A 23,824-nucleotide genomic window follows, 5' to 3' on the forward strand; every position below is an offset into this window, starting at 1 on the left:
GGAGTGGGAAGTCGGACCGGCCGACTTCCCACTCCGCCGGTCGGGCCGTCGGACCACGGCGTCACCGGCTCGGGGCAGCACCGGGGCAGCACCCGGGCAGGACGACGCAGGGGCGCACCGCCGAGCGGTGCGCCCCTGGTGAAGCCGGTGTCCGTACGAGGTCAGCCGTCGATCGTCTTGCGGAACGCCTCGGCCACCGTGAGGAAGATCGAGTTGCCCTCGACCTCGCCGATCGAGATCCGGACGCCCTCCGGGAACGGGCGGACGATCACGCCGGCGTCGGCACAGGCCGCCGCGAACTCCTGGGAGCGCTCGCCGAGCGCCAGCCAGACGAAGTTGGCCTGCGAGTCCGGGATCTCCCAGCCCTGGGCGCGCAGCCCGGCGACCACCCGGGTGCGCTCCTCGACCAGTGCGTCGACCCGGACCATCAGGGCCTCCTCGGCCCGCAGCGAGGCGACGGCCGCGTTCTGCGCGAGCTGGGTGACGCCGAACGGCACCGCCGTCTTGCGCAGCGCGTTCGCCACCGGCTCGTGCGCGATCGCGAAGCCGACCCGCATGCCCGCCAGGCCGTACGCCTTGGAGAAGGTCCGCAGCACGCAGACGTTGGGGCGGTCGCGGTAGAGGTCGATGCCGTTGGGGACGTCGGCGTCGCGGATGAACTCGATGTACGCCTCGTCGACGACCACCAGGATGTCGGCGGGCACCGCGTCCAGGAAGCGCTCCAGCTCGGCGCGGTGGATCACGTTGCCGGTGGGGTTGTTCGGGTTGCAGACGAAGATCAGCCGGGTGCGGTCGGTGACCGCGGCCAGCATCGCGTCCAGGTCGTGGTCGCCGCCCGCGGTGAGCGCCACCGGGACGGGGGTCGCGCCGGCGACCTGGGTGATGATCGGGTAGGCCTCGAAGGAGCGCCAGGCGAAGATCACCTCGTCGCCCGGGCCGGCCGTGGCGAGGATCAGCGACTGGGCGACGCCGACCGAGCCGGTGCCGGTGGCGATGTGCTCGGCCGGGACGTCGAAGCGCCGGGCCAGCTCGGCGGTCAGCTCGGTGACCGCCATGTCCGGGTACCGGTTGAGCGAGCCGGCCGCCGCGACGGCCGCTTCGAGCACGCCGGGCAGCGGCTCGTACGGGTTCTCGTTGGAGGACAGCTTGTAGGCGTCGGCGCCGGCGGGCTTGCCGGGCTTGTAGGTGGGGATGCCGTCCAGGCTCGACCTCAGCCGAGGCCCCTGCGCTGCCGTTCCACTCACGGTCCTTCTCCTTCTCTCTCCGTCGGGCCCACTGCGTCGGGCCCGCTGGTGCGTCCGCTCCCGCGCCGGACGGGATCGCCGCCGTGCCCCGGGATCTCGCAACGCACCGGACCACCCCGGTCGGGTGCCCTGAACGATACCGACCGCGGCTCACCCGTAGGAGTGAGATGCCCGGTCGGGTTACTGGTGCAGATCAGCCATTCTGCAGGGTTCCTTTGGCACATGTCAGAGGTAAGACGGCTGGTTTCGTGCGGGTATCGAAGGGGCGCACACGGGCTCACTCTTGGAGAAACGTATCTCCAAGGACCCCCGATGCGCCGGTCACAGACCCTTGTCAGGAGCCATACGATCGGTCCGCCATGACAGCAGCAGCCAACCAGAGCGGTCGGCGACCCACCACCTCGCGGCGTCTGGAGCGGGCCGGCATCCGGGATGTGGCAGCAGCCGCAGGAGTGTCGATCACCACCGTCTCCGACGCGCTCAACGGTAAGGGCCGCCTGCCCGACGAGACCAGAAGCCGGGTGCGCGAAGTCGCCGAGCGCCTCGGCTACCGCCCCTCGGCCGCCGCCCGAACCCTGCGCACCGGGCGCTCCGGCCTGATCGGACTGACCGTCACCACCTACGGCGAAGAGCCGTTCACCTTCACCGAGTTCGCCTACTTCGCCGAGATGGCCCGGGCCGCCACCAGCGCCGCGCTCGGCCGCGGCTACGCCCTGGTGGTGCTGCCCGCCTCCTCCCGGCACGACGTCTGGGGCAACATCGCCCTGGACGGCACCGTGGTGATCGACCCGCCCGACCAGGACCCCCTGGTCAGCGAGCTGTACCGGTCCGGCGTCCCGGTGGTCAGCGACGGCAAGCCGGGCAACTGCCCGGTCACCGCCTGGGTCGACAACGACCACGAGGCCGCCGTGCTCGGCATCCTCGACCACCTCTCCGAGGCCGGCGCCCGCCGGATCGGCCTGCTCACCGGCACCAGCACCGACACCTACACCCGGCTCTCCACCGAGGCCTACCTCGGCTGGTGCGCCAAGGTCGGCCAGGAGCCGGTCTACGAGACCTACCCGGCGCACGACCCGGCCGCGGGGGCCGTCGCCGCCGACCGGCTGCTGGCCCGCCCGGACCGGCCCGACGCCGTCTACGGGCTCTTCGACCCGAACGGCACCGACCTGCTCGCCGCCGCCCGGCGGTACGGCCTGCGGGTGCCGGACGACCTGCTGCTGGTCTGCTGCAGCGAGAGCGATGTGTACGCGACCACCGAGCCGCCGATCACCACGCTCTCGCTCAAGCCCCGGCGGATCGGGACGACGGTGGTCAACCTGCTCATCGACGCCATCGAGGGGGTGGACTCCGGGACGGGCGTCGACATCGCCCGGCTCTTCCCGCCCCGCTTCCGCACCGCCGGGACGGGGCCGCCGCCCGGCACGCTGATGCCCACCGAGCTGATCGTCCGCGCGTCCTCCCAACGGCGGAGTCCGCGCACCACCGTCAGCCCGCCGCGCCCGCCGGGCGAGGTGTAGGGGGGCAGACGGGCGGTGCGCGGGCCGGCGCTGGCGGTCGGGCAGCCCGTCCGGGCCGGCCGCCCGGCCCGGTGCGTGGGCCGAGCACCGGTGCGGCGGCCGGTCCCGGGCTCCCGGCTCGGCATGGTCCTGTCACGGACCGGCACGCATCGCCACGGACGGCCGCAGGTGATCATCTTGCGGTCTAGACCATACCTAGCCGGGACAAATCGGACCTGACGGACCGCCCGGCTGACGCTCCGGAGGATTGGATACCCACCAGGTGACGACGCCGGGAGAGTGGTCTTCCTATGATGGGCGAATGACACCCGAGGACCGCTTCCCCGGGCCTGAACACCCCGACTCAGGCCCCCGCCACCAGCCGGACCTCGACGTGCTGCCCTTCGGCACCTACTACGAACCCGAGCCGACCGGGTACGCCGAGGCGGCCTACGAGTCGGAGACCTACAGCGGCTACGGCGGCGCCCGCTACCTCGAACAGCACTGGCCGGCCGCCGGGCACCCGCAGAACACCGGTCACCCGCACGACGTCGGGCACCCGCACGCCGCGCAGACCGAGCACGGGGGGTACGAGCCGACCCTGCCGGACCGGCCCTCGCCCGCGCACCAGAACGACGACCCGCCGACCATCGAACTCGGGCCCCCGCTGCCCGAGCCCGGCCTGCCCTACCACCCGTACCCGGCGCCCGCCCCGAACGAGCCGCCCGGCCCGCTCTACGTGGTCGGCGACGTGCACGGCTACCTCGACGAGCTGCTCGCCGAACTGCGCCACCAGGGCCTGATCGACGCCGAGGGCCACTGGGCCGCCGGGCGCTCGCGGATCTGGTTCCTCGGTGACTTCACCGACCGCGGCCCCGACGGCATCGGCGTCATCGACCTGGTCATGCAGCTCGCCGCCGAGGCCGCCGCCGCGGGCGGCTACTGCCGGGCCCTGATGGGCAATCACGAACTGCTCTTCCTGGGCGCCGCCCGGTACGGCGACGAACCCGTCCAGTCCACCGCCGGTACGGCCTCCTTCCTGGCCGCCTGGCGGCTCAACGGCGGCCAGCAGCACGACCTGGACCGCCTGGAGACGCACCACATCAGCTGGCTCTCCCGGCTGCCCGCCATCGCGCTGGAGGAGGGCCACCTGCTGCTGCACTCCGACACCACCGCGTACCTGGAGTACGGCGACTCCATCGCCGAGGTCAACGACGCCGTCCACCACCTGCTCGCGGACGAGGGCGTCGACGAGTGGTGGGACTGCTTCCGCCGGTTCACCAAGCGCTTCGCGTTCCGCGGCGACGGCGGCCCGACGGCCGCCCACGAGCTGCTCGACACCTACGGCGGCGCGCGGATCGTGCACGGCCACAGCCCCATCCCGTACCTGACCGGCGCGGTGCACGCCGACGACGGCGCGCCGCCGCACATCCCGGGCCCGTACGTCTACGCCGACGAGCTCGCCGTCGCCATGGACGGCGGGGTCACCATGGAGGGGCGGCTGCTCGTCGCACGGCTGCCGATCTGACCTCCCGGCCGCCCCACCGACCCCAGGGCGAACACCCGTTCCCGGCGCCCGGGCCGTAGCGCACGCGCGGCCCGGGGCGCGAAATTCCGGAAACTTACTGTCTGCGCGGCCGTGACCACCCCTACCATCGAGGGCACACCACACCCGGCCGCCCGTGTGACGGCCCGTCTCCCTACCCGTCTCCGTGCACCGCGACGGAGCGAACGGGGTTGGCATGAACGGGGTCCCCATGAACAACGCCCCGCACCTGCTCGCCGAGGACCGCCCAGACTACGAGCGCCTCCTCGACGAAGCACTGCGTGACGGCACCGTCCTCACCGCCCTGCGCACGCCCGGCGCACTCACCGCCGACCAGTTGCGCATCAAGGCCCTGCGCGCCGCCGACGGCGTCGCGGCCGCGGCGGCCACCGAGTACACGCACTACCTCCGGCTCCGCGACAGCCTGCGGGAGACACCACCGCCCGCCCGGAGCGGCGAGCCCAGCGCGCCCGGCCTGCTCACCCAGCTGCGCTCCGCCAACGGCGGCGCCGGGCTCTTCCCGGTGCTCACCGTGCTCACCCCGATCCTGGCCTGGGCCGCCGCACTCGTCCTGCTGCTGATCGGCTACACGCTGCGGGCCGCCGACCCCGAGCTGCGGCTGGCCCGCTCGCTGCTGACCGCCGGCTGGCTGGCGCTGGCGGCCGGCGTGGTCGCGATGGCGGTGGGCATCGTCGGGCTGATCCTCACCGCCCTGCGGGACGGCGCCGGCACCCCGACGCCCCCCGGCACCGACCCGGACCTCGCCGCCGAGCTCGCCGAGGCCCGGCGCGACTGGCAGCGCGCGCTGCGCGAGCGGGCGTTGCTGCCCTACCTGCACACCGCCCTGCGCGCCGACCCCACCACGGCGCCGGGCATACCGGGACCGGGCGCCGGACCCGACACCGCCCACCCCGACGCCACCCGCCCGGACACCGCCCGCCCGGACTTCAGCAGCCCCGGCTACAGCGGGCCGGGCTACAGCGGGCCTGGCTTCACCAGCCCCGGCGCCGAGGGGCTCACCGACCCGCAGGGCCGGGAGCCGCGCACGGCCTCCTTCAGCACCCCGGACTTCACCGGCCCCGGCTACACCGGGCCGGGGTTCACGGGGCCGGACGAGGTCTGACCCCGAGGGACGGGCGGGTGGGCCGGGGCGGGTGGGCCCGGGTGGGCCGCCGCCCGGACCCACCCGGCGTCAGTTCGCCGCGGCCGCGACCGGATCGGCCCCCGCGACCGGATCTGCCCCCGCGACCGGATCGGCGCCGGGCCCCGGCCCCGCGCCGGCGTCCGTCGCGGCGCGGACGAACGCGCGGACCCGCTCGGTGGTGTTGCTCTCCAACCAGACCAGCCCGCGCTCGATCGGCGGCGCGTCGTGGATCGGCACGTAGGCGACGTCCGGGCGGGGGTAGTACCGCCGGGAGTGCTCGCCCACCGGCAGGACGCCCCGGCCCATCGCCACCAGCGAGAGCATCTCCGAGAAGGTGTTGCCGACCGGCCCCTTGGGCACCGGCCGGCCCGCCGGGGTGCGCTCCGGCGTCCGGTCCCGCTTGAACTCGACCGAGGTGACCGCCGGGTACTGCACCACCGGGTGCTCGGCGAGGACTTCGAGCGAGACCGACTCCGCCCCGGCCAACGGATGCCCGGCGGCCACCGCCAGGACCCGCCGCTCCTCCATCAGCGCCGGCCCGCGGGCCATCCCGTCGAACGGGAAGGCCGCGATGAGGAGGTCGACGGAGCCGTCCAGCAGGCTGGCCCGGGAGTTGAACAGCTGCACCTCCCGGACGTCCACCCGGCAGCCCGGGTGGCGCTCGGTGAACAGCCGCACGGCCCTGAGCAGCACCGGCGCGGTCCACTCGCCGAGGAAGGCGACCCGCAGCTCCCCGGTCACCCCGCGCCCGGCGTCGACGGCGCGGCGCACCGACGCCTCGATCCCGGCGGCCAGCGGCGCCAGGTCCCCGGCCAGCCGCTGCCCGATCGCGGTGAGCCGCACGCTCCGGCTGGTGCGTTCGAACAGCCGGGCGCCGATCCGCCGCTCCAGCTTCCCGATCACCTGGCTGATCCGGCCGGTGCTGACTCCCAGGCGCTCGGCGGTCCGCCCGAAGTGGAGCTCCTCGGCGAGGGTCAGCAGCGCCTCGATCTCGTGGCGCTCCCACACGGCCGGCTCCCATCGTTTACTTCCGGTGAACGATCCTGGACCGATCGAGCGTTGATCCCCCGCCCGGGGCGGTCCGATCATGGAAGCACGTCACCCCGCCCGCCCCACCCCCGGGAGTCCCCAGTGAGCGCCGTCCGCGTCAAGGCCTTCGACCACCTCGTCCTCAACGTCCGGGACGTCGAGCGCTCGCTGGACTTCTACGCCGGCCTGCTCGGTCTGGCCCCCGTCCGCGTCGACGAGTGGCGGGCCGGCAAGGTCTCGTTCCCCTCCGTGCGGGTCAGCCCGGAGACCATCATCGACCTGACCGCCCGCGAGCGCGGCGGGTCCAACGTCGACCACATCTGCCTCACCGTCGACCCCCTGGACTGGCAGGAGGTCATCGACTCCGGCGTCTTCACCGTCCTCGAAGGCCCCGTCCCCCGCTACGGCGCCCGCGGCAGCGCCACCTCGGTCTACGTGCAGGACCCGGACGGCAACACCGTCGAACTCCGCTGGTACCCCGAGGACGCTTCCTGAGCGCCGGACCCGGCCCACGAACAGGCCGAGGACACGCCGGTACAGGGGTCCGGCGTGCCCTCGGCCGACATCCGGCGGGGGTGCCGGGGCCGCTGGCGGCCCCGGCCGTACCGCCTACACGTTCGGGTGGACGAAGTCGATGTCGGACTGCCCGGTGTACGCGCGGCTGAGCAGGAAGCGGGCCTCGGACGGCCGGTACACACCGTAGGTGGTGCGGCCGGTGCCACTCCAGTCACCCACGATCGGCAGGTCGCCGGGCGCGCCGAAGCCGGCGGTGGAGACGCTGCCGTCGTCGTGCCGCAGCGCGAAGACACCGAGGCCCTTCAGGCCCTCGGCCGGCCGGTAGATCCCCAGCTGGGTGTGGCCGACGCCGTCCCAGTCGCCCACCACGGGCAGGTCGCCGGCGTCGCCGAAGACGGCGCTGCTGAAGCTGCCGTCGTCGTGCCGCACGATGAACGCCCCGGTGCTCGGACGGTAGACGGCCAGCTGCGCGTGCCCGTTGCCGTCCCAGCGGCCCGGCACCGGGACGTCCCCCGGGTCGCCCATCGGCACGGCGGTGACGCTGCCGTCCTGGTGTCGCAGGCCGAAGGTGCTCGAACCCGGCCGGTAGATGCCCGCCTGGTCGTGCCCGGTGCCGTCCCAGTCGCCCGCGACCGGAGTGTCACCGGCCTGGCCGAGGGAGATCCGCTCACCCTGGCCGGTCGGCGCGTTGGTGGTCAGCGGGGTCAGCGCGCCGTTCCGGTAGAACGCCACCGTGGCGGGCTGCCCGGCGGTCCAGCGGCCGGCGATCGGAGTGGCCACCGAGACCGGGTACGTGATCGAGGCCGAGCGGCCGTGGTCGTCCGTCACCGTGTGGGTGACGGTGTACGTGCCGGGCTTCGCGTAGTAGTGGCGCGCGGTGGTGGCGCTCCCCGCCACCGGCGCGGTGCCGTCACCGAAGTCGAAGCTCCGGGTGGCCACCGGCCACGGACTGACCGTCGCGGTGCCGTCGGCCAGCACCTCCTGGCCGCCCGTGTCGTAGGGCGACAGCGCGAGGGCGGGCCGGACCGGGCCGGGAGCCGCGACCGTGACCCGGGTGGACGTGGTCTTCGTCAGGCCCAGGCCGTCGGTCGCGGTCAGCGTGGCGGTGTAGGTCCCCGGGGCGTAGTCGTGCCGCGCCGGGAAGGTGACCGGGCCGACCGGCGCGCTGCCGTCGCCGAAGTCCAGCGTGGCGGTCGCGGGGGACCAGGGCGAATCGACCCGGCCGTTGATCACGGCGGTCAGCGGCTGCCCGGCCGGCGGGGTCGACGAGACGCTCAGCGACACGGCCAGCGGGTCCTGCGCCTCGACCGCGCCGCGGTCGTAGTAGCCGACACCGGTCCCGGTGTTGGCGACCACCGGGTTGTCGGCCCGCGGCCTGCCGCGCCCGTCGGTGGTCAGCGTGCCGGGTGCGGTCGCGTCGGCCGAGTCGACGGCGGGGGAGTCGGGGCGCGACAGGTCCGCACGGGAGGCGGACAGGTCGTGCGCGCCCTGGCCGGAGGCCTGCTGGAACTGCGCGACCGTGGCGTACGTCCGGCCCGCCCAGCTGTACGGCGTCCGCGTCAGCGTGGTGACGAGGTTGTAGTCCGCCTTGGTCCCCGCGGTCGAGCCGACGGACACCGAGAGGTCCTCGTGTCCGGTGGACGCGCAGCCGCCCCAGCTCGGATGGCCGTTCTCGTCCCCGTCCAGCACGTTGTTCTCGACCGTCGCGCCCGTGGACGCCCCGGCCAGCTCGACCAGCGGCCCGCAGGAGGCCTGGACGGTGTTGCCGGTGACCACCGCGTCCGGAGCGTCGGTGATCCGCACCCCGACGCCCGAGTTGGAGCTGAGGTAGTTGGTCGTCAGGACCGCGTGCCGCACTCCGGCGTCGACCTGGACGCCGCCCGCGTGCGAGGCGCTGATGTCGTTGCGGCTCAGGGTGACGTCACTGCTCGCACCGGTGATCCGCGCGCTCGGGTACCCGGTGCCGACCGTGCTGTCCCAGCCGGAGCTGTAGACGACCAGGTCGTCGATGGTGACCCGGCTGGAGTCGGTGACCAGGACGGCCTCCCGACCGGAGCGCCCGAAGAGGTGCCGGACCACGACGTCGTGGACGCCGGTGAGGGCGACGACGTTGCTGAGGCCCCCGTACTCCCCGAGGACCGTCCCCCGGACGGCCGGATCCTCGGTGTAGGGCGTCCCGACGAAGGTGATCGGCGCCGTCGGCGTCCCGGAGCGGGTGAGCGCGATCGGCTCGTTGTAGTCACCGCCCGCGATGTGCACGGTCTGCCCCGGCCGGACGGCGTCCGTCGCGGCGCCGATGGTGCAGAAGGGCGTGCCCTGGCCCCCCGCGGTGGGCGCGGAGTCGGAGCAGGACGCGGACGTGTTGTCCACGTACAGATCGGTGGCGTCGGCGCTCGCGGTGGCGACCGAGGTGATCGCCCCGGTGACCGACAGGACCAGAACGACTGCAGCCGGAATACGTGCTCTTCGCACGGTGGTTCCCCCAAGATTCACGCGATGGCGCCAGAACGGCGGAGCACACATTCGTGTGATCAACATGCTGCTGTCAAATGCATTCCACCCCCGACGGCGCGCCCGGACACCGCGATCCCGGCGCGGTCGCCCGGACGTGGAAGCGCACCGGCCCGCGACTCCCCCCTTCGGGTCGCGGGAACTCGCGGGCCGTCTCCGGGTCGAGGGCCAGGTTGAACTGGTCCTCCCCGCGGAACTCGAAGCGGGCGTCGGAGAGGGTGTCGTCCCAGACCTGGGCGCCGGGGTGGCCCTTGGCCAGGTCGGCGGCACGGACGGCGATCTTGTAGGTGATGACGCCGGCCTTCACGTCGTCCCGGTTGGGCAGACTCAGGTTGAGTGGCGCCTCCGCCGGTGTGTGGTTCCCCGCGCGGCCGCGCCCCGCGTGTGCGAAGCGCCCTGGACCGTTTCCCGAGACTGCTCCGGACCTCGCCGGGTCGGGCCCGACCGGCGTAGCCTGGGCTTCATCCAGGGCATTCCGCATCCGGTCCCGTTCCGGCTTCGTTCTGGGTGCAGGACAGCACCGGGCGGCGCAGAACCGCCCGGAGGCGGGTCGGGTCGACGTCATGACCACCCAGTACGCACAGTCCGCGAGCCACGGCCTCGCGGTGTCGGACGCGATGGAGCCCTACGAGTACCAGATCGCCGACGACATCACCGTCGACGGGGCCGACGAGATCTTCCGCGGTGCCCACGTCGCCTACGTGCTGGTCCGCGACCACAACGGCCGCTGCGAGGGGCTGGTGACGCGGGCCGGTCTCGATTCGTTCCTGACCCGCTCCTGGTACGCCGAGCGGACCCCGCTGCGCGCCACCGCGCACCAGCGGGGCCCGTTCGCCTGGCCCGGGATGGCCCTCGGCCTGGCGGCGCTGGCGATGAGGATCAAGTCCCTCGCGATCTGGCCGGTCATCGACGACGACGGCTACCTCCTCGGCATCCTCACCGCCGACCGCGTGGCTGGCCTGACGGCCCCTCACCCCATCGCTTGACCGTCCGGACGGGTCAGCGCGGCGCGGTCACCCCGGCGGGCGAACTCCCCCGCCCCGCCGACCTCCGGGGCGACGGCCGCTCAGAGCCCGAGGAGGCGCAAGAACGAGTCGGAAGGACGACACCGAGCCGGTAGGGCTCCGGACGAACACCGAGGCGTAGACCGTACAGGTCACGGCCGATGGCTGACCGCCGTTCGTCCGGGCTCCCCGCTACTCGATGATCCGGGGCGAACGGAACCCGTCAAGCCCGCGCCGCTCACCACCGTTACCAGGTGCAGGCCCGTACGCACGGCCTTGACCGAACCCGCCCGCCCCTAATCTCGGCAGCTATCGGGGCGCCCGGCCGGAGTGGTCACCGCTTGCCGAAAACCCTTGCCACGAGAGCGAATCGGATGCGGCACGACCAGCGAAGTGCCTCCAACTTGGCCCGGAATCGCTACCGTTGCCCCATGACAGATCTGCGCCGGGTGCCGGTTGACGAGGTACTGGAACGGGTCGAGACCGCGTTGGGGACCCAGCTCGATCGTGCGACGGTTGTCCGCAAGCGTCGATCCGTAGGCGCTCGCACCGGGCGCGGCACGTGGGTGCGGATCGAGCGGCGCGGGTTGGACCGGATCGGTGTGCAGGGCGGGGACGGCACGCCCGCGGCCGAGGCACTGGACGGCATCGCGAAACCCGCGTGGCTGGCCGGCCTCGCATGGCGGGACGAGGCCGAGCCGGTGATGTGGCGAGCCGACGAAACCAGGCTTCTACCAGCCGAACCGGCGGGGCCCGCAGTCGTGGCGGACGAACCCGAGCTACCTCCCGGGTGGTGGGCACAGCTGAACGCGTCTCTCGATGCACTCGCTCGGCAGCGGACGAACCGGATCGCCACCCCCGACACGGAGACCATCACGCAGGAGCTGGTGGCCCGGACGATCCATCAAGTGTTCCCAGCTGTCGACGCGACGGTGAGCGAGTGGTGTCCGGCGCATGCGGATCTGAACTGGGCGAACGTGACGGCGCCGGAGTTCTGCGTCTTCGACTGGGAGGACTGGGGGATGGCCCCGCGCGGCCTGGACGCGGCCACGCTGTGGGCGGCGTCGATCGCCGTGCCGGAGCTGGCCGATCGCGTCCGCGCCGAGCGGAGCGCCGACTTCGCGAGCCGGGACGGCACGTTGATGGCGTTGTTCGTCGCGGCGAAGATCCTCGGGCCGTACGGGCATTCCGAGGACCCGCGCCGCGATGGTGCTCGCGCGCTGGCGGAGCAAGCGGTGAAGGAACTTCAGGGGGACTGACACAGAAGCTGCCGGTAGGCCTGGACGACCTCGGTGTCGATCTCCTGGCCCAGGCCGCCGAGCAGTTCCCGCAGGTGCTCGGCGTCGTCGGTGCTGACGGCCACCGCGTCCACTGCGGGCAGCGCGAAGGCGACTCGGAACGCCGCCTGCACCGGAGTGGCAACTGGAGACCGCAGGAACATCCTCGGGTCCACCTTCTGCCAGACAGGTGCGGTGGTGCTGCCACCGAAGGGGCTCATGCCCCACACCGCTGTCGGCCGCCATGCGGTCACCAGTGCCTCGGCAGCGTTGAGGACGCTGCTGCTGACCAGGAGCCCGGAGCGAACCATCAACGTGTCGGGCCGGGGCAGGTCGATGCCGACCAGCAGGCGCGGGTCCCAGGTGGAGATCCCCCAGGAACCGCACAGCCCTCTCTCCGCCGCGTCGGCCAGGACCGCACACGCCTGCGACAGGGTCTCGGCATCCGGAGCGGAGTGCTCGGGGTTGTGCAGGAGCACCGTGTCCGGCTCGCGGCCGAGACCCACCACAGCCTGTTCGACAGCGTCCCGGAGCCGGGCCTGGTCGAGGCTGTGCCCGCCCTCGAAATACCCGACCTTGGTGGAGATCGAGAACCTCGGGAGCAGGTCGCCGGCGCGCGCCGCGAGGGTGCTGTGGGATCGGTGCCCGAGGTAGTTCGAGGCGGTGTCGAGCGCGGTGACGCCGAGGTCCAGAGCGTTGGTCAGGAGGTCGCGTCGGTGACGAGACCGGTGTAGCCCGAGGACAACTCGTCGGTCAGCGGTGCGCACAACTCCTCCTTGATCAGGATCTCCGCAACCTCGTGGATCTCAGCCCCGGCGACGGCCGCGGCCTGGTCGAGCTGGACCGGGCAGCCGCTGAGCAGCAGCCGCAGGGCGGGCAGGGCCCTGGCGGCGAAGGTCAGCTTCTTCCCGGCTGCCCACACGTCCACGACGTCCCCGAGCTCCGCGATCCGGGGCGGGAAGTGGGCGGTGCACACCACTCCGTGGAGCGGGCCGAAGATGCCGAGGTAGGGCACGTGGCGTCCGGGAGTGGTCTGCTGGCTGTGGGCGGTAAGGAAGTCCTCCGGTCCGCGCTGGCCGACGAGGCGGGTGGCGGCTTCCACGAGCGCGCCGCTGCCGGAGCCGGAGCGGTCGAGGTCGAGGCGGAAGACCTCCTGTTCGCGGCACCAGTCGCCCAGCCAGGCCATCCAGGAGGCACCGGTGCGCTTGGTGATGCCGAAGGTGACGTGGAGGCTGTGACCGGCCCCGCTCCCGGTGCGGGTGGCCTGGTGCCAGTGGCCGCGCGGGATGTGCATGACGTCGCCGGCCTGGAGCGTGCCGTTGAAGATCACGGTGTCGCTCAGGGTGTTGTTGGGGTCGGAATCCCGGTACATGGGCGCCGTGCGCGAGGTGCCTCGCACCTCCCAGTCCTTCTCCCCGGAGAGCTGGACGACGATCACGTCGTGGTCGTCCCAGTGCAGCGGGAAGCCGGCGGCGTCGTTGGTGGTGAGGTACGCGTTCACCTGCACCCGCTCGTGCGCCCACCACTGCAAGGCGCGGCAGGTGACCTCCATGGTGGGGTCGAAGACGTTGACCTGGTCCATGATGAGCGTCGCGCCGTCGCGGAGCAGGTCGGCCAGGCGGTGCATGTTGGCCATCGGGATGGACTGTCCGCGCGGGCTGACGGTGTCGGTGAAGTACACGGCCGGGTGGACTTCCTCGCCTTTCTGGAAGGCGCGGAACTGCGGCCGGTTGAGGCTGCGTCGCATCGCGACGTCGAGCAGCTTGTTCGGGGTGAGGATGCGCGACAGCAGCGAGTCGTCCTCGATCTGGCCGAGCGCGAAGCCGTTGCCGATCGGCTCGGAGCTGCCCCAGCCCAAGGCCGTCTCGATGGCGGTGACCAGATGGTGTTCCACTATCTACCTCCATGGGAGCGTGCTGGAAACGGGGCGGGAGCCGCGAAGCCCCCGCCCCCTTGGAGTGACCGGGCCTACTCGACGTCGGTCAGGTTGCCGTCACCGCCGGGCCACGGCGAGTCGCCGGACGATCCGGCATTGTCGGAGCGGAGGCTGTCGTACCGGTCCTGAACGGCGGTCAACTCCTCGACCGCGACCAGCAACCCGCTCGCCTCCGTCGCCGGCTTCTTCGTGGTGTTCTCCACGTCGGTGCTCCTTCCTACATGGCTTCCGCCCACCTCTGGGCGGAAGGTCTGAGGTGTATCGCCCTGTGCTTCGGGCACGTGGGTGTGGAGCTGTGACGGCGCCGACCGTGGGGTTGAAGCGGTCGGCGCCGCCGATCCACCCGGCCGGGATTCCCTAGCGTGGCCAGGTGGAGCTTGAGGGAGCTCAGACGGTCCGCGCGACCGGATCCGGCCGGGCCTGTGCGGCATGGACGAGCACGGAGAGTCGCGCGTCTCCCGTCACCAACTGGTCGGCCGCGATCTCGAACCACACGACCTTCCCGACCCCTGCGGGGTGCCACCCCCACGAGTGCGACAGCCCCGCGACCAGGATCAGGCCCCCGCCGCCGGTCACGATGTCCTGCGCCGAGTCCGGGTTCGGGAGCCGGAGGCTGGTGTCCGTAACCTCCACCCGCAGGTGAGTGCCAGTCCAACGCACCATCACCTTGCAACGAGCCTGCGTGTGCTCCATGGCGTTCGCCAACAACTCGCTCGTGCACAACTCGACATCGCGCAACGCGTCGTCCGACAGCGGCACGCGCCAGAACCGCGCTACGTCGACGACCAGCCGTCGAGCCGAGGCGATGGCCGCTGCATCCGGCTCAACATCCCACTCCTGCGGCACTGGGAACGAAGCTGCCTCGCTCATCAGCACTGGCCGCCCTTCGTACTGGTCGGGTCGTTCCTCCGGGCTCGCGCTCGGAGGACCCCAGGATTTCCGAGCGGGCAGTTCCGGGATAAGGGCCACGTGATTACCCACCATGGGTAAACTCGCGGTCAGTTACGCCACGTGACACCGAGTGATACCTTTCCCGGTGCTGGGGGTGCCGGACATGAGCGATTCCGCACGATCGCCCGGGTTGCCGAGTCGCCTGCTGGCCGACCCCGAGATGGTGGCCGCGTGCAGGGCACGGGACTTCGCGGTGATCTTTCGGCTGGCCAAAGCCCGAGGTGGTTTCCACCCGTCCCGCATCGCGCGGGTGTGCGGGCTGACTCCAAGCCGTGTCGGCGAGGTGATCGCGGGGCGCCGGGAGATCGCCAACATGACCGTCATCGAGCGCATCGCCGACGGCCTCCGAATCCCCGGCCACCTGGTCGGTCTGGCCCCCCGAGCTTGGGAACGCCCGCAGGTCCCGGCTCAGCCCGTGGCGCTACCAGCCCGGCAACGGGCCACAGCTCCTGCGGATTCGGTGCTGCCGAGCCGCGAGCTGGATGACATCCTCGCCATAGCGGCCAGCACCAGGGTCACGCCGACGGTTCTCCGATCCCTTCAGGCCTCCATCGAGGACTACTGGCGACGCGACGACGAGCACGGTGGCGAAGCCCTCCGACCGGCCGTCATGGGCCAACTTCGCTATGTCCTGGACGTTCTGCGCGACACGACCGATCCCAACTACCAGCGCAGCCTGCATGGCATCGCGGCCGAACTCGCGCGCCTCACCGGATGGACCTACTTCGACGCCCGGCAGTACAGCACTGCCCGTGGCTACTTCACCGAAGCTCTGCGTCTGTCGCGCGAGATCGACGACCGCCCGTTCGTCGCCAACGTGCTCTCCTGTCTCAGCCTCCAGGCCACGTACGAGGACAGGGCGCATGAGGCGATCGTCCTTGCCCGGACCGCACAGGACACCGCACGACTCAACGGCGGCACGCCAAGGTTGATGGCCATGCTGGCGATGCGAGAAGCCTTCGGTCACGCCAGCGCGCATGACCGAGAGGCCACCCACCAGGCCCTCGATGACGCACGGCGGCACTTCGAGCGCGTCGATCCAGCAGACGACGACCCGCTCTGGGTCCAGTACTTCGATCAGACGAAGCTCACCGTCGACACCGGCATCGCGCTGGGCCAGCTCGGCGACACCGTGGCCGCCGAACCGCTCATCCAGGAGGCGCTACGGGCCGAAGCAGCCGCCAACCTGCGCGGCCGCGCGTTCCACTCCTACTGGCTGGCCCGCACCCAGCTCCAGCGCCACGAGATCGACTTGGCCTGCACTACGGCTGGCCAAGCCCTTGCCCTGGCAACCGAGGTCGGATCCCCGCGCGTGCTCGCGCACCTTCGGGAGTTCCGCCACCTACTGACCCCCTACCGCAGCAACCGGCTGGTCGCCGAACTATCGGCCCGCATCCAGGAGATGAGCGCCTGACTACAGACCGGCCTCATCAAGCAGCAGGTACAGCACACCGACCAGCGAACCGCTGCTCACGATCTCGCGTCGGTCGATCATTCCGCGCAGCTCGGACAGCGGGATCCACTCAATCCGATCCGACTCGTTGCGCTCACTCGGCGGCCCGGCGTACTCGACGGCGTCGGCCCGGAAGATGAAGTGCTCCGAGTCAGTGATCCCGTTCGCCGGCTGGGCATAGATCAGCGGCTTGACCTGCTCGACGGTCCAACCCGTCTCTTCCAGCACCTCGCGGGCGGCGGCCTCCGCCGGGGTCTCGTCTGCCTCGATCAACCCCATGGGCAGCTCCCAAGCCCACGAGTCGGTGATGAACCGGTGCCGCCACATCATCAGCACCTGCTTCTGATCGTTCACCACCGCCGCCACCGCCAGGTGCCGCAGCTTGAGCACATGATGCTCCCACCGGTTCCCGTCCGGCTGCTCGACGTCGACCAACCAGACGTTCACCCAGGGGTTCTCGTAGATCGGACGTTCCCCGTGGATCTTCCACTGCATCGCTGCGGCCCCTCTCCGTGGACCTTCAGCATGTCAGAGACGGGCGGCCCGCCGATTGCTTTGACCAATTCGCGTCAGACCGACGAATACCAGCGGGTGCTGGCCTCTCCGCGAGGCCACTCGCTCAGAAGCTCTCGTACGACCACCCGTTCACCAAGCGTGAGCGCGCAAAGCTCCACAAGGGCCGGCGCTTGAACCGTGAGCGTATGGACTTCCTCTTGATGATGCCTGGCAACATCCGCATCGTGATCGAGGCGGACGGTAAGCAGCACTACGCCAAGGGCGACGTCGCAGCACCGCAGTCGTAATCCGAGATGGTGGCCGAGGATCGAACCCTCCGACTCAAGGGGTATGAGGTCTACCGGTACGGCGGCTACGAGTTGACTCAGGATCCTTCAGCGGCTGCCAAGTTGCGTGAGTTCTTCGACGGTCTTGAAGCCAGATACATCGGTACATCGCTGTCATGACCGATGCGCGCACCACCGGGAAGAGGCCAACATGCTGCTCCGTCCCGCGCGTGAACTGCTCTGTGGCAGTGTGACTATGAAATCGGGTGCGCCGTCCAAGGCGCCCGAGGAGACTCACAAGCATGGACGCATCTGACGAGACGATGAGCTTCACGGATCCGCCGGCGTGGCCTCATGCAGAGGCTGACCTTCTGCATGAGGAGCCTGACTGGCAGGCCGTGGCCTGTCTCGACTTTCCTCGGGATCGCTGGCTTGGCTACCTCCGCGGCTACGCGAAGGCCGCGGAGATCATCGTAGACGAGGTCATGTCCACTGGGCGGGGCCAAGACACGCTGATCTACCCCTTCGCAATGTGCTGGCGACACTACGTCGAGCTTCATCTCAAGACCTTGATCGAGCTGGCGAGCGTCTATCTCGATGAGCCACATGAGCTGGTGCGGAGCCACAGCATCGAGGTCCTGTGGCGCAGGGCACGGCCACTTCTGGAGCGTTCGTTCCCTGGCGATGACCAAGCGGAGCTGGACAACACGGAGCGTGTGCTCTTCCAACTCCATGGCATGGATCCGAGCTCCGAGGGCTTCCGCTACCCGGTCCGCAACAGTGGTGATGCCACGCTCGACGGCGTTACCCGCATCCACATCCGTCACTTCCACAACGTGATGGTGGGCATTGCCGGGGTACTCGACGCCGCCGATACAGGCATCCGAGAGATGACGGACAGGAAGCATGAGATGGCTGGGTACAACCTCTACGGCGGCTGAGGTCAGGACTGTCCCGATCCCTGGCGAGCCGTCGCCGGGTAGGGCGTCCTGGGAGGCCCTACCCGTCTCGGGGGACGGATGCGGTAACTCGGTGGGGGCCAGAAGCCGAACGGAGCTCCTGGCCCCCACCGAGCGCGGTGGTGTGTGGTCAGTCCGCCATCGGCAGGTAGACCTTGTTGCCCTGGGCCTTGAACTCCTCGGACATCGCCTTCATGCCCTCGACCGCGGCCTCGTCGTACTCCGGCGAGGCCGCGCCGGCGCCGAACTTCTCATTGATGGATTTACTGATCTTCATCGAGCAGAACTTCGGGCCGCACATCGAGCAGAAGTGGGCCGTCTTGGCGGGCTCGGCGGGGAGGGTCTCGTCGTGGAACTCGCGGGCCGTCTCCGGGTCGAGGGCCAGGTTGAACTGGTCCTCCCAGCGGAACTCGAAGCGGGCGTCGGAGAGGGCGTCGTCCCAGGCCTGGGCGCCGGGGTGGCCCTTGGCCAGGTCGGCGGCGTGGGCGGCGATCTTGTAGGTGATGACGCCGGTCTTCACGTCGTCCCGGTTGGGCAGGCCCAGGTGCTCCTTGGGGGTCACGTAGCAGAGCATCGCGGTGCCCCACCAGGCGATCATCGCGGCGCCGATGCCCGAGGTGATGTGGTCGTAACCGGGGGCGACGTCCGTGGTCAGCGGGCCGAGGGTGTAGAACGGCGCCTCGTCGCAGATCTCCTTCTGGAGATCCATGTTCTCCTTGATCTTGTTCATCGGGACGTGGCCCGGGCCCTCGATCATCACCTGGACGTCCCGCTCCCGGGCGATCCGGCCCAGCTCGCCCAGCGTCTGCAGCTCGGCGAACTGCGCCTCGTCGTTGGCGTCGGCGATCGAGCCGGGGCGCAGGCCGTCACCGAGCGAGAAGGTGACGTCGTAGCTCGCGAGGATCTCGCAGAGCTCCTCGAAGTTGGTGTAGAGGAAGTTCTCCCGGTGATGGGCCAGGCACCAGGCCGCCATGATCGAGCCGCCGCGCGAGACGATGCCGGTCTTGCGACGGGCCGTCAGCGGCACGTACCGCAGCAGCACGCCGGCGTGCACGGTCATGTAGTCGACGCCCTGCTCGCACTGCTCGACGATGGTGTCCCGGTAGACGTCCCAGCTGAGCTCCTCGGCCCGGCCGTCGACCTTCTCCAGCGCCTGGTAGAGCGGCACCGTGCCGATCGGGACCGGGGAGTTGCGCAGGATCCACTCCCGGGTGGTGTGGATGTTGCGGCCGGTGGAGAGGTCCATGACGGTGTCGGCGCCCCAGCGGGTGGCCCAGGTCATCTTCTCCACCTCCTCCTCGATCGAGGAGGTGACGGCGGAGTTGCCGATGTTGGCGTTGATCTTCACCAGGAAGTTGGTGCCGATGATCGACGGCTCCACCTCGGGGTGGTTCACGTTGACCGGGATGACGGCGCGGCCGCGCGCCACCTCGGCGCGGACGTACTCCGGGTCCAGGCCCTCGCGCAGGGCCACGAACTCCATCTCCGGCGTCACCACGCCGCGCCGGGCGTAGGCGAGCTGGGTGACGGAGGCGCCGGACCGGCCGCGCAGCGGGCGGCGCGGGCGGCCGGGGAAGACGGCGTCCAGGTTGCGCAGGTTCCCGCCGCGCGGCGAGGTGTGCTTGATCCCGTCGTCCTCCGGGCGGGCCTCGCGGCCGTCGTACTCCTCGACGTCGCCGCGCTGGCGGATCCAGGCGTCCCGCAGCGGCGGCAGGCCGCGCCGCACGTCGGCCTCGTAGGCGGGATCGGTGTACGAGCCGGAGGTGTCGTAGAGCGGGACGGTCCGGCCGTTGGTCAGGACGACCTCGCGGTACGGGACCCGCAGGTCGGGGCGGGACCCCTGGCGGTAGGCCTTGCGCCAGGCCGGGGTCGGGTAGCCGGTGGCCGCGCTTCCGGCGGCCTGGTTCCGGGCAGACTGCGGCTGTGCGTCGAACGTGGTCATCAGACCCTCTACTCCCTACGCCGGCATTACCCGGTCAGGTTCCTGCGGTCGACGCAGCGGTCGGCACGTCCAGTGACGTTCCGGTCAGCGCCCTCTCAGCCCGGTGCTCCGAGCTCCCGTGTCCGCAGGCGGTGTTGCCTGCGCATGACGTCCAACACCGTAGCGAGCGGATCGCCGCTGGTCCAGAGGGGGTCCCGGGCGGCGCTCCGGACCACGGGGCGCCGCGGCGCTCCGGGGCGGGCAGACTGGCAGTCACGCGGGGCGGGCGGCGAAGGAGGAGCGCAGTGATCGGGAGCACGGGGCGGGTCAGCGGAGCGGTGGGCGCGGGACTGGTCGGCGAGGTGATGGTGCACGTCCCGGAGCGCCGGGGCACGGAGGCGTTCCTCGCCTATCTCGCCGTGCCGGGTGACCGGTTGTCGGTCGGGACGCCCGTGGTGGTGATCGAGTACCACCCGCCCCGGACCGTCTACGTGGCACCGATCCTGCCGTGACAGGGTTGTGACGGACGGTCATGTGCGATCCCTTCTCCTCCGGGTGCCCCGGGCGGACAATCCGAGTCGGCGCATCTCATGCGCCGAAAGGGGGAGTTGAACCATGGTGTTCGTCATCATCGGGACCGCCGCCGGGGTACTGCTGGTGGGTGTCACGCTCTTCAAGCTCATGTGGCGGGTCGCCGAGCCCAACGAGGCCCTGATCATCTCCGGCTCCCGGCACCGGACCGAGGGGGTCGGGGACGGCCTGGGCTTCCGGATCGTCACCGGGCGGGGGACCTTCGTCACGCCGGGGCTGCAGGGCGTCCGCCGGCTCTCGCTGGACCTCAACGAGGCCGAGCTGGACGTCGAATGCGTCACCACGCAGGGCATCCCGGTCCGGGTCAAGGGCGTGGTGATCTTCAAGATCGGCGACGACGACGTCTCCATCGCCAATGCCGCCCGGCGATTCCTGGACCAGCAGAAGCTGATCAGCCAGCGGGTCCACAACGTCTTCGCCGGCCACCTGCGCTCGATCGTCGGCGGGCTCACCGTCGAGGACATGATCCGGGACCGCGAGCGGCTCACCGGGGAGACCAGGGCCGCCTCCGGGCTGGAGATGGAGAAGCTCGGGCTGATCATCGACACCCTGCAGATCCAGGAGATCATCGACCCGACCGGCTACATCAAGAACCTCGCCATCCCGCACGCCGCCGCCGTCCAGCGGGACGCCCGGATCGCCCAGGCCGCGGCCGACCGGATGGCCACCGAGGCGGAGCAGGAGGCCGCCGCCCGCAAGGCCGAGGCGACCCGCAACAGCGCCATCCAGCAGTCCGCCTACCAGGCCGAACGGGACACCGCCAACGCCCGCGCCCAGCAGGCCGGGCCGCTCGCCGAGGCCGCCTCCCGGCAGGAGGTCGTCGTCCAGGAGACGAAGGTCGCCGAACTGGAGTCGCGCCGCAAGGAGCAGCAGCTGCAGATCGAGGTCCGCAAGCCGGCCGACGCCAAGGCGTACGAGACCCGCACCCGGGCGGACGCCGACCGCGACGCGCGGATCTCGGCGGCGCAGGCCCAGGCCCAGGAGACCGAGCTGAAGGCGGCCGCCGAGGCCGGCCAGGTCAGGATCGCGGCCCAGGCCGCGGCGGACGCCACCAGGCTGCGCGCCCTGGCCGAGGCCGAGGCGACCAGGGCCACCGGACAGGCCGAGGCCGCGGCCACCGAGGCCCGCGGGCTGGCGGACGCGGAGGCCGCCAAGGCGATCGGGCTCGCCAAGGCCGCCGGCATCCAGGCCCGGGCCGCCGCCCTCGCCGAGAACCAGGACGCCGTGGTGGCACAGGAGTTGGCGGAGAAGTGGCCGGACATCGTGCTGGCCGCCGCGCAGTCCTTCGGCAACGTCGAGCACATGGTGCTGCTCAACGGCGCCGACGGGGTGGGCGAGCTGTTCGCCAAGGCGCTCACCATGGGCGGGACCGGCCTCGGCCTGGCCCGCCAACTGCTCACCACCCTGCACGGGCCGGGGCAGCCCGGCCCGGCGCCGGACACCGCGGCGCCGGGCGGAGCCGCCGCACCGGCGGTGGCCGGGACGGCCGCGGGCGGCGCGGCCGTCGTGGTGCCCGTCCAGCAGATCCCGGTCGAGGAGTGACGGCTCCCGGCCCGGTCGAGTAGCCGCCCGCGCCCACCTGAGTACCCGTACTCAGGTGGGCGCGGCGGCGCCGGCCGGAGCATGGGGGCATGCACCCTCCAGCCACCGCGCGGATCGGCATCACCGCCGTCGGAGCCCACCTCCCCGCCCACCGCCTGACCTCCCAGCAGCTCCAGGACGAGGTCACCGCCGGCGGTCGGCTCCGGCTGCCGGAGCGGATGTTCGAGAAGGCGACCGGGATCGTCACCCGGCACTTCGCGGCCGAGGGCGAGTACGCCTCCACGCTGGCGGTCGGCGCCGCCCGGCGCGCCCTGGCGGCCCGCGGACTGGACCCGCTCGACCTCGACCTGCTGCTGTACGCCTCCGCCACCCGGGACGTCTGCGAGCCCGCCACCGCCCACCTCGTCCAGGCCGAACTCGGTTCCCGGGCCCACGCGCTGGACGTCAGCAACGCCTGCAACAGCTTCCTCAACGGCATCGACCTGGCCCGCGCGATGATCCTGGCGGGCCGCGCCCGGCGCGCCCTGGTGGTCACCGGCGAGACGCCGAGCCGGGCGATGCGCCGCGATCCGGCCGGTCAGGAGGACTTCCGGGACGGCTTCGCCGGGTACACCTTCGGCGACGCCGGCGCGGCCGTGGTCGTCGAGGCGGTCGAGCGCGGCGGCATCCTGGACATCGAGACCGAGACGGCCTCCGAGCACTGGGCGGCCGGCGGCATCCCCGGCGGTGGGTCGCGCCACCCGCGCGGCGACGAGTACAGCTACTTCCGGGGCGGCGGAAAGGAGTTGCGCGGGGTCTTCGAGCAGATCGGCGGCGCCATCCTGACCAGGGTCGCGGCCCGTACCGGCCTCGGCTGGGACGACTACGCGCGGGTGCTGGTGCACCAGGTGACCGTCCCCTACCTGGAGCGCTTCGTCGAGCTCACCGGCGTGCCCGCGGAGAAGCTGGTCCTCACCGTGCCGGAGCTGGGCAATGTCGCCAGCGCCACCCTGGGCATCCAACTCGAACGAACAACCCCGGAGTTGAACCCGGGGGACAAGGTGCTGCTGATCGGCCTCGGTGGCGGCGTCAGCCTGATGACGATGGTCTGGGAGGCGTCATGAGCACCGGGACGGACCTCTGGGTGGTCGTGCCGGCCTACCAGGAGGAGGCCAGGATCGAGCACACCCTGGCCGCCCTGGCCGCGCAGCGCGACCGCGCGTTCACCCTGCTGGTCGCCGACAACGGCTCCAGCGACGCCACCGTGGCGAAGGTCCGGGCCTTCGCCGCCCGGGCGCCGTTCCCGGTCGAGGTGCTGGTCGAGCCGGAGAAGGGCGTCGGCTCGGCGATCGACACCGGCTTCCGATACGCCATCGCGCACGGCGCCACCCTGTTGGCCCGCACCGATGCCGACTGCCTGCCCGAACCCGGCTGGACGGCGGCCGCCCGGGCCGGGATGCGCGCCTGCGGCGGGCTGGTCTGCGGCCGGGTGACCGCCCGCCGGGACGAGCACGGGCCGGCCGGGCGCGCGGTGTTCCTGGTGCTGGTCGCGCTCGGCGCCCTCTTCGGCCGGATCCGGCCCGCGCACCGCCGCCGGCACGGCTACCTCACGCCCTACCGGATGCACGCCGGCAACAACATGGCGATCACCGCGGAGCTGTACCGGGCCGTCGGCGGGATGCCGCGCCGGCCGTCGCCCACCGACCGGATGTTCATCAACCGGGTGCGCCGCCACACCACCGCGATCGTCCACCGCCGCGACATGGTGGTGCAGAACTCCACCCGGCGGATCCGCGCCTACGGCGTGGTCGGCACCGCCCGCTGGTACCTGGAGCGCGGCGCCGGCCGGCGCTCGGTCGACGTCCGCTGAACCGGCCGCACGCCCGGAAAACCGCGCACCCGCTGGCCGCGCACCCCCGGAACCGGGCGCCCGGAGAACCGAG

Annotated in this window: 21 protein-coding genes, 1 pseudogene and 1 riboswitch; of the genes and pseudogenes, 12 read left to right on the top strand and 10 right to left on the bottom strand. The window is 71.6% G+C overall.

Annotated elements, in window-relative coordinates; translation table 11 throughout:
- Positions 1-161 precede the first annotated feature (161 nt).
- Positions 162-1,244, bottom strand: coding sequence for a histidinol-phosphate transaminase (gene hisC, locus ABZ497_RS16675; RefSeq protein ID WP_352295028.1), 1,083 nt, complete (start codon positions 1,242-1,244; stop codon positions 162-164).
- Positions 1,245-1,603: 359 nt separating this feature from the next.
- Here hisC and ABZ497_RS16680 point away from each other — a divergent pair, with 359 nt between their 5' ends.
- The 3 genes from ABZ497_RS16680 (at position 1,604) to ABZ497_RS16690 (ending at position 5,409) form a co-directional block, all read left to right on the top strand.
- Positions 1,604-2,761, top strand: coding sequence for a LacI family DNA-binding transcriptional regulator (locus tag ABZ497_RS16680; RefSeq protein ID WP_078879728.1), 1,158 nt, complete (start codon positions 1,604-1,606; stop codon positions 2,759-2,761).
- Between the two features lie 301 nt (positions 2,762-3,062).
- Entirely contained in the window at positions 3,063-4,268 is a 1,206-nt protein-coding gene (locus ABZ497_RS16685) for a metallophosphoesterase (RefSeq protein WP_329488875.1), read from the top strand.
- A 214-nt stretch (positions 4,269-4,482) separates the two neighbouring features.
- A complete protein-coding gene (locus ABZ497_RS16690) occupies positions 4,483-5,409 on the top strand; it encodes a hypothetical protein (RefSeq protein WP_359805781.1) in 927 nt (308 codons plus the stop codon).
- 69 nt (positions 5,410-5,478) lie between these two features.
- Here the strand turns inward: ABZ497_RS16690 and ABZ497_RS16695 are convergent, their stop codons facing one another.
- Entirely contained in the window at positions 5,479-6,438 is a 960-nt protein-coding gene (locus ABZ497_RS16695) for a LysR family transcriptional regulator (RefSeq protein ID WP_359805784.1), read from the bottom strand.
- Between the two features lie 123 nt (positions 6,439-6,561).
- On the opposite strand from ABZ497_RS16695, the gene ABZ497_RS16700 reads away from it, so the two are divergent.
- Complete coding sequence (locus ABZ497_RS16700; protein ID WP_352295022.1) at positions 6,562-6,954, top strand: VOC family protein; 393 nt, start codon at positions 6,562-6,564, stop codon at positions 6,952-6,954.
- Positions 6,955-7,068: 114 nt separating this feature from the next.
- On the opposite strand, the gene ABZ497_RS16705 is transcribed toward ABZ497_RS16700, so the two are convergent.
- Both ABZ497_RS16705 and ABZ497_RS16710 read right to left on the bottom strand, forming a co-directional pair.
- Positions 7,069-9,447: a PKD domain-containing protein gene (locus tag ABZ497_RS16705; protein WP_359805787.1), complete on the bottom strand. Its 2,379-nt coding sequence runs from the start codon at positions 9,445-9,447 to the stop codon at positions 7,069-7,071.
- A 181-nt stretch (positions 9,448-9,628) separates the two neighbouring features.
- Positions 9,629-10,051 (bottom strand): annotated as a pseudogene (locus ABZ497_RS16710) (phosphomethylpyrimidine synthase ThiC); the annotation flags it as partial.
- Here ABZ497_RS16710 and ABZ497_RS16715 point away from each other — a divergent pair.
- Both ABZ497_RS16715 and ABZ497_RS16720 read left to right on the top strand, forming a co-directional pair.
- Positions 10,050-10,472, top strand: coding sequence for a CBS domain-containing protein (locus ABZ497_RS16715; protein WP_359805789.1), 423 nt, complete (start codon positions 10,050-10,052; stop codon positions 10,470-10,472). The pseudogene ABZ497_RS16710 and the gene ABZ497_RS16715 overlap by 2 nt on opposite strands.
- A gap of 449 nt (positions 10,473-10,921) precedes the next feature.
- Positions 10,922-11,749, top strand: coding sequence for a phosphotransferase (locus ABZ497_RS16720; protein WP_359805792.1), 828 nt, complete (start codon positions 10,922-10,924; stop codon positions 11,747-11,749).
- Here ABZ497_RS16720 and ABZ497_RS16725 read toward each other — a convergent pair.
- The 4 genes from ABZ497_RS16725 to ABZ497_RS16740 all read right to left on the bottom strand — a co-directional run bounded on the left by ABZ497_RS16725 (position 11,737) and on the right by ABZ497_RS16740 (position 14,573).
- Complete coding sequence (locus ABZ497_RS16725; protein ID WP_359805794.1) at positions 11,737-12,534, bottom strand: aldo/keto reductase; 798 nt, start codon at positions 12,532-12,534, stop codon at positions 11,737-11,739. The two genes, ABZ497_RS16720 and ABZ497_RS16725, sit on opposite strands and share 13 nt — an antisense overlap.
- Entirely contained in the window at positions 12,468-13,661 is a 1,194-nt protein-coding gene (locus ABZ497_RS16730; protein ID WP_359805797.1) for a cupin domain-containing protein, read from the bottom strand. Before ABZ497_RS16730 ends, ABZ497_RS16725 begins: the two co-directional genes overlap by 67 nt.
- Before the next feature lie 74 nt (positions 13,662-13,735).
- Positions 13,736-13,906 carry a hypothetical protein gene (locus tag ABZ497_RS16735; RefSeq protein ID WP_359805799.1) on the bottom strand — a complete coding sequence of 57 codons (171 nt, stop codon included), beginning with the start codon at positions 13,904-13,906 and terminating at the stop codon, positions 13,736-13,738.
- Positions 13,907-14,090: 184 nt separating this feature from the next.
- Positions 14,091-14,573 (bottom strand): ATP-binding protein, encoded by a 483-nt coding sequence (locus ABZ497_RS16740; protein WP_359805801.1) that lies wholly within the window; start codon positions 14,571-14,573, stop codon positions 14,091-14,093.
- 184 nt (positions 14,574-14,757) lie between these two features.
- Here ABZ497_RS16740 and ABZ497_RS16745 point away from each other — a divergent pair, with 184 nt between their 5' ends.
- Positions 14,758-16,068 (top strand): hypothetical protein, encoded by a 1,311-nt coding sequence (locus ABZ497_RS16745; protein ID WP_359805804.1) that lies wholly within the window; start codon positions 14,758-14,760, stop codon positions 16,066-16,068.
- On the opposite strand, the gene ABZ497_RS16750 is transcribed toward ABZ497_RS16745, so the two are convergent.
- The gene (locus tag ABZ497_RS16750; protein ID WP_359805807.1) at positions 16,069-16,602 is read right to left on the bottom strand and encodes an NUDIX hydrolase; all 534 of its coding nucleotides are present in this window, start codon (positions 16,600-16,602) and stop codon (positions 16,069-16,071) included.
- A 589-nt stretch (positions 16,603-17,191) separates the two neighbouring features.
- Here ABZ497_RS16750 and ABZ497_RS16755 point away from each other — a divergent pair.
- Complete coding sequence (locus ABZ497_RS16755) at positions 17,192-17,830, top strand: hypothetical protein (protein WP_359805810.1); 639 nt, start codon at positions 17,192-17,194, stop codon at positions 17,828-17,830.
- Positions 17,831-17,978: 148 nt separating this feature from the next.
- Here ABZ497_RS16755 and thiC read toward each other — a convergent pair whose 3' ends face one another.
- Complete coding sequence (gene thiC / locus ABZ497_RS16760; RefSeq protein ID WP_359805813.1) at positions 17,979-19,790, bottom strand: phosphomethylpyrimidine synthase ThiC; 1,812 nt, start codon at positions 19,788-19,790, stop codon at positions 17,979-17,981.
- Positions 19,786-19,920: riboswitch (TPP riboswitch) on the bottom strand. (Overlaps the previous gene by 5 nt.)
- 154 nt (positions 19,921-20,074) lie before the next feature.
- Between thiC and ABZ497_RS16765 the strand changes: the two genes are divergently transcribed.
- The 4 genes from ABZ497_RS16765 (at position 20,075) to ABZ497_RS16780 (ending at position 23,751) form a co-directional block, all read left to right on the top strand.
- The gene (locus tag ABZ497_RS16765; protein ID WP_329488866.1) at positions 20,075-20,281 is read left to right on the top strand and encodes a hypothetical protein; all 207 of its coding nucleotides are present in this window, start codon (positions 20,075-20,077) and stop codon (positions 20,279-20,281) included.
- Positions 20,282-20,384: 103 nt separating this feature from the next.
- The gene (locus ABZ497_RS16770) at positions 20,385-21,902 is read left to right on the top strand and encodes an SPFH domain-containing protein (RefSeq protein WP_359805816.1); all 1,518 of its coding nucleotides are present in this window, start codon (positions 20,385-20,387) and stop codon (positions 21,900-21,902) included.
- Positions 21,903-21,991: 89 nt separating this feature from the next.
- On the top strand, positions 21,992-23,005 hold the full coding sequence (locus ABZ497_RS16775; RefSeq protein WP_359805819.1) for a 3-oxoacyl-[acyl-carrier-protein] synthase III C-terminal domain-containing protein: 1,014 nt from the start codon (positions 21,992-21,994) through the stop codon (positions 23,003-23,005).
- Positions 23,002-23,751 (top strand): glycosyltransferase family 2 protein, encoded by a 750-nt coding sequence (locus ABZ497_RS16780; RefSeq protein WP_359805822.1) that lies wholly within the window; start codon positions 23,002-23,004, stop codon positions 23,749-23,751. The genes ABZ497_RS16775 and ABZ497_RS16780 overlap by 4 nt, the downstream gene beginning before the upstream one ends.
- Positions 23,752-23,824 lie beyond the last annotated feature (73 nt).

The organism is Kitasatospora sp. NPDC005751, from assembly GCF_040630835.1.
GTDB lineage: Bacteria > Actinomycetota > Actinomycetes > Streptomycetales > Streptomycetaceae > Kitasatospora.

What these genes read in the sequence shown, in the direction of transcription:
- ABZ497_RS16690 (WP_359805781.1), top strand. Translation starts at nt 4,483, where the DNA reads ATGAACGGGGTCCCCATGAACAACGCCCCGCACCTGCTCGCCGAGGAC.
- ABZ497_RS16685 (WP_329488875.1), top strand. Translation starts at nt 3,063, where the DNA reads ATGACACCCGAGGACCGCTTCCCCGGGCCTGAACACCCCGACTCAGGC.
- ABZ497_RS16715 (WP_359805789.1), top strand. Translation starts at nt 10,050, where the DNA reads ATGACCACCCAGTACGCACAGTCCGCGAGCCACGGCCTCGCGGTGTCG.
- ABZ497_RS16680 (WP_078879728.1), top strand. Translation starts at nt 1,604, where the DNA reads ATGACAGCAGCAGCCAACCAGAGCGGTCGGCGACCCACCACCTCGCGG.
- thiC (WP_359805813.1), bottom strand. Translation starts at nt 19,790, where the DNA reads ATGACCACGTTCGACGCACAGCCGCAGTCTGCCCGGAACCAGGCCGCC.
- ABZ497_RS16720 (WP_359805792.1), top strand. Translation starts at nt 10,922, where the DNA reads ATGACAGATCTGCGCCGGGTGCCGGTTGACGAGGTACTGGAACGGGTC.
- ABZ497_RS16745 (WP_359805804.1), top strand. Translation starts at nt 14,758, where the DNA reads ATGAGCGATTCCGCACGATCGCCCGGGTTGCCGAGTCGCCTGCTGGCC.
- ABZ497_RS16750 (WP_359805807.1), bottom strand. Translation starts at nt 16,602, where the DNA reads ATGCAGTGGAAGATCCACGGGGAACGTCCGATCTACGAGAACCCCTGG.
- ABZ497_RS16740 (WP_359805801.1), bottom strand. Translation starts at nt 14,573, where the DNA reads ATGAGCGAGGCAGCTTCGTTCCCAGTGCCGCAGGAGTGGGATGTTGAG.
- ABZ497_RS16780 (WP_359805822.1), top strand. Translation starts at nt 23,002, where the DNA reads ATGAGCACCGGGACGGACCTCTGGGTGGTCGTGCCGGCCTACCAGGAG.
- ABZ497_RS16755 (WP_359805810.1), top strand. Translation starts at nt 17,192, where the DNA reads ATGGACGCATCTGACGAGACGATGAGCTTCACGGATCCGCCGGCGTGG.
- ABZ497_RS16775 (WP_359805819.1), top strand. Translation starts at nt 21,992, where the DNA reads ATGCACCCTCCAGCCACCGCGCGGATCGGCATCACCGCCGTCGGAGCC.
- ABZ497_RS16770 (WP_359805816.1), top strand. Translation starts at nt 20,385, where the DNA reads ATGGTGTTCGTCATCATCGGGACCGCCGCCGGGGTACTGCTGGTGGGT.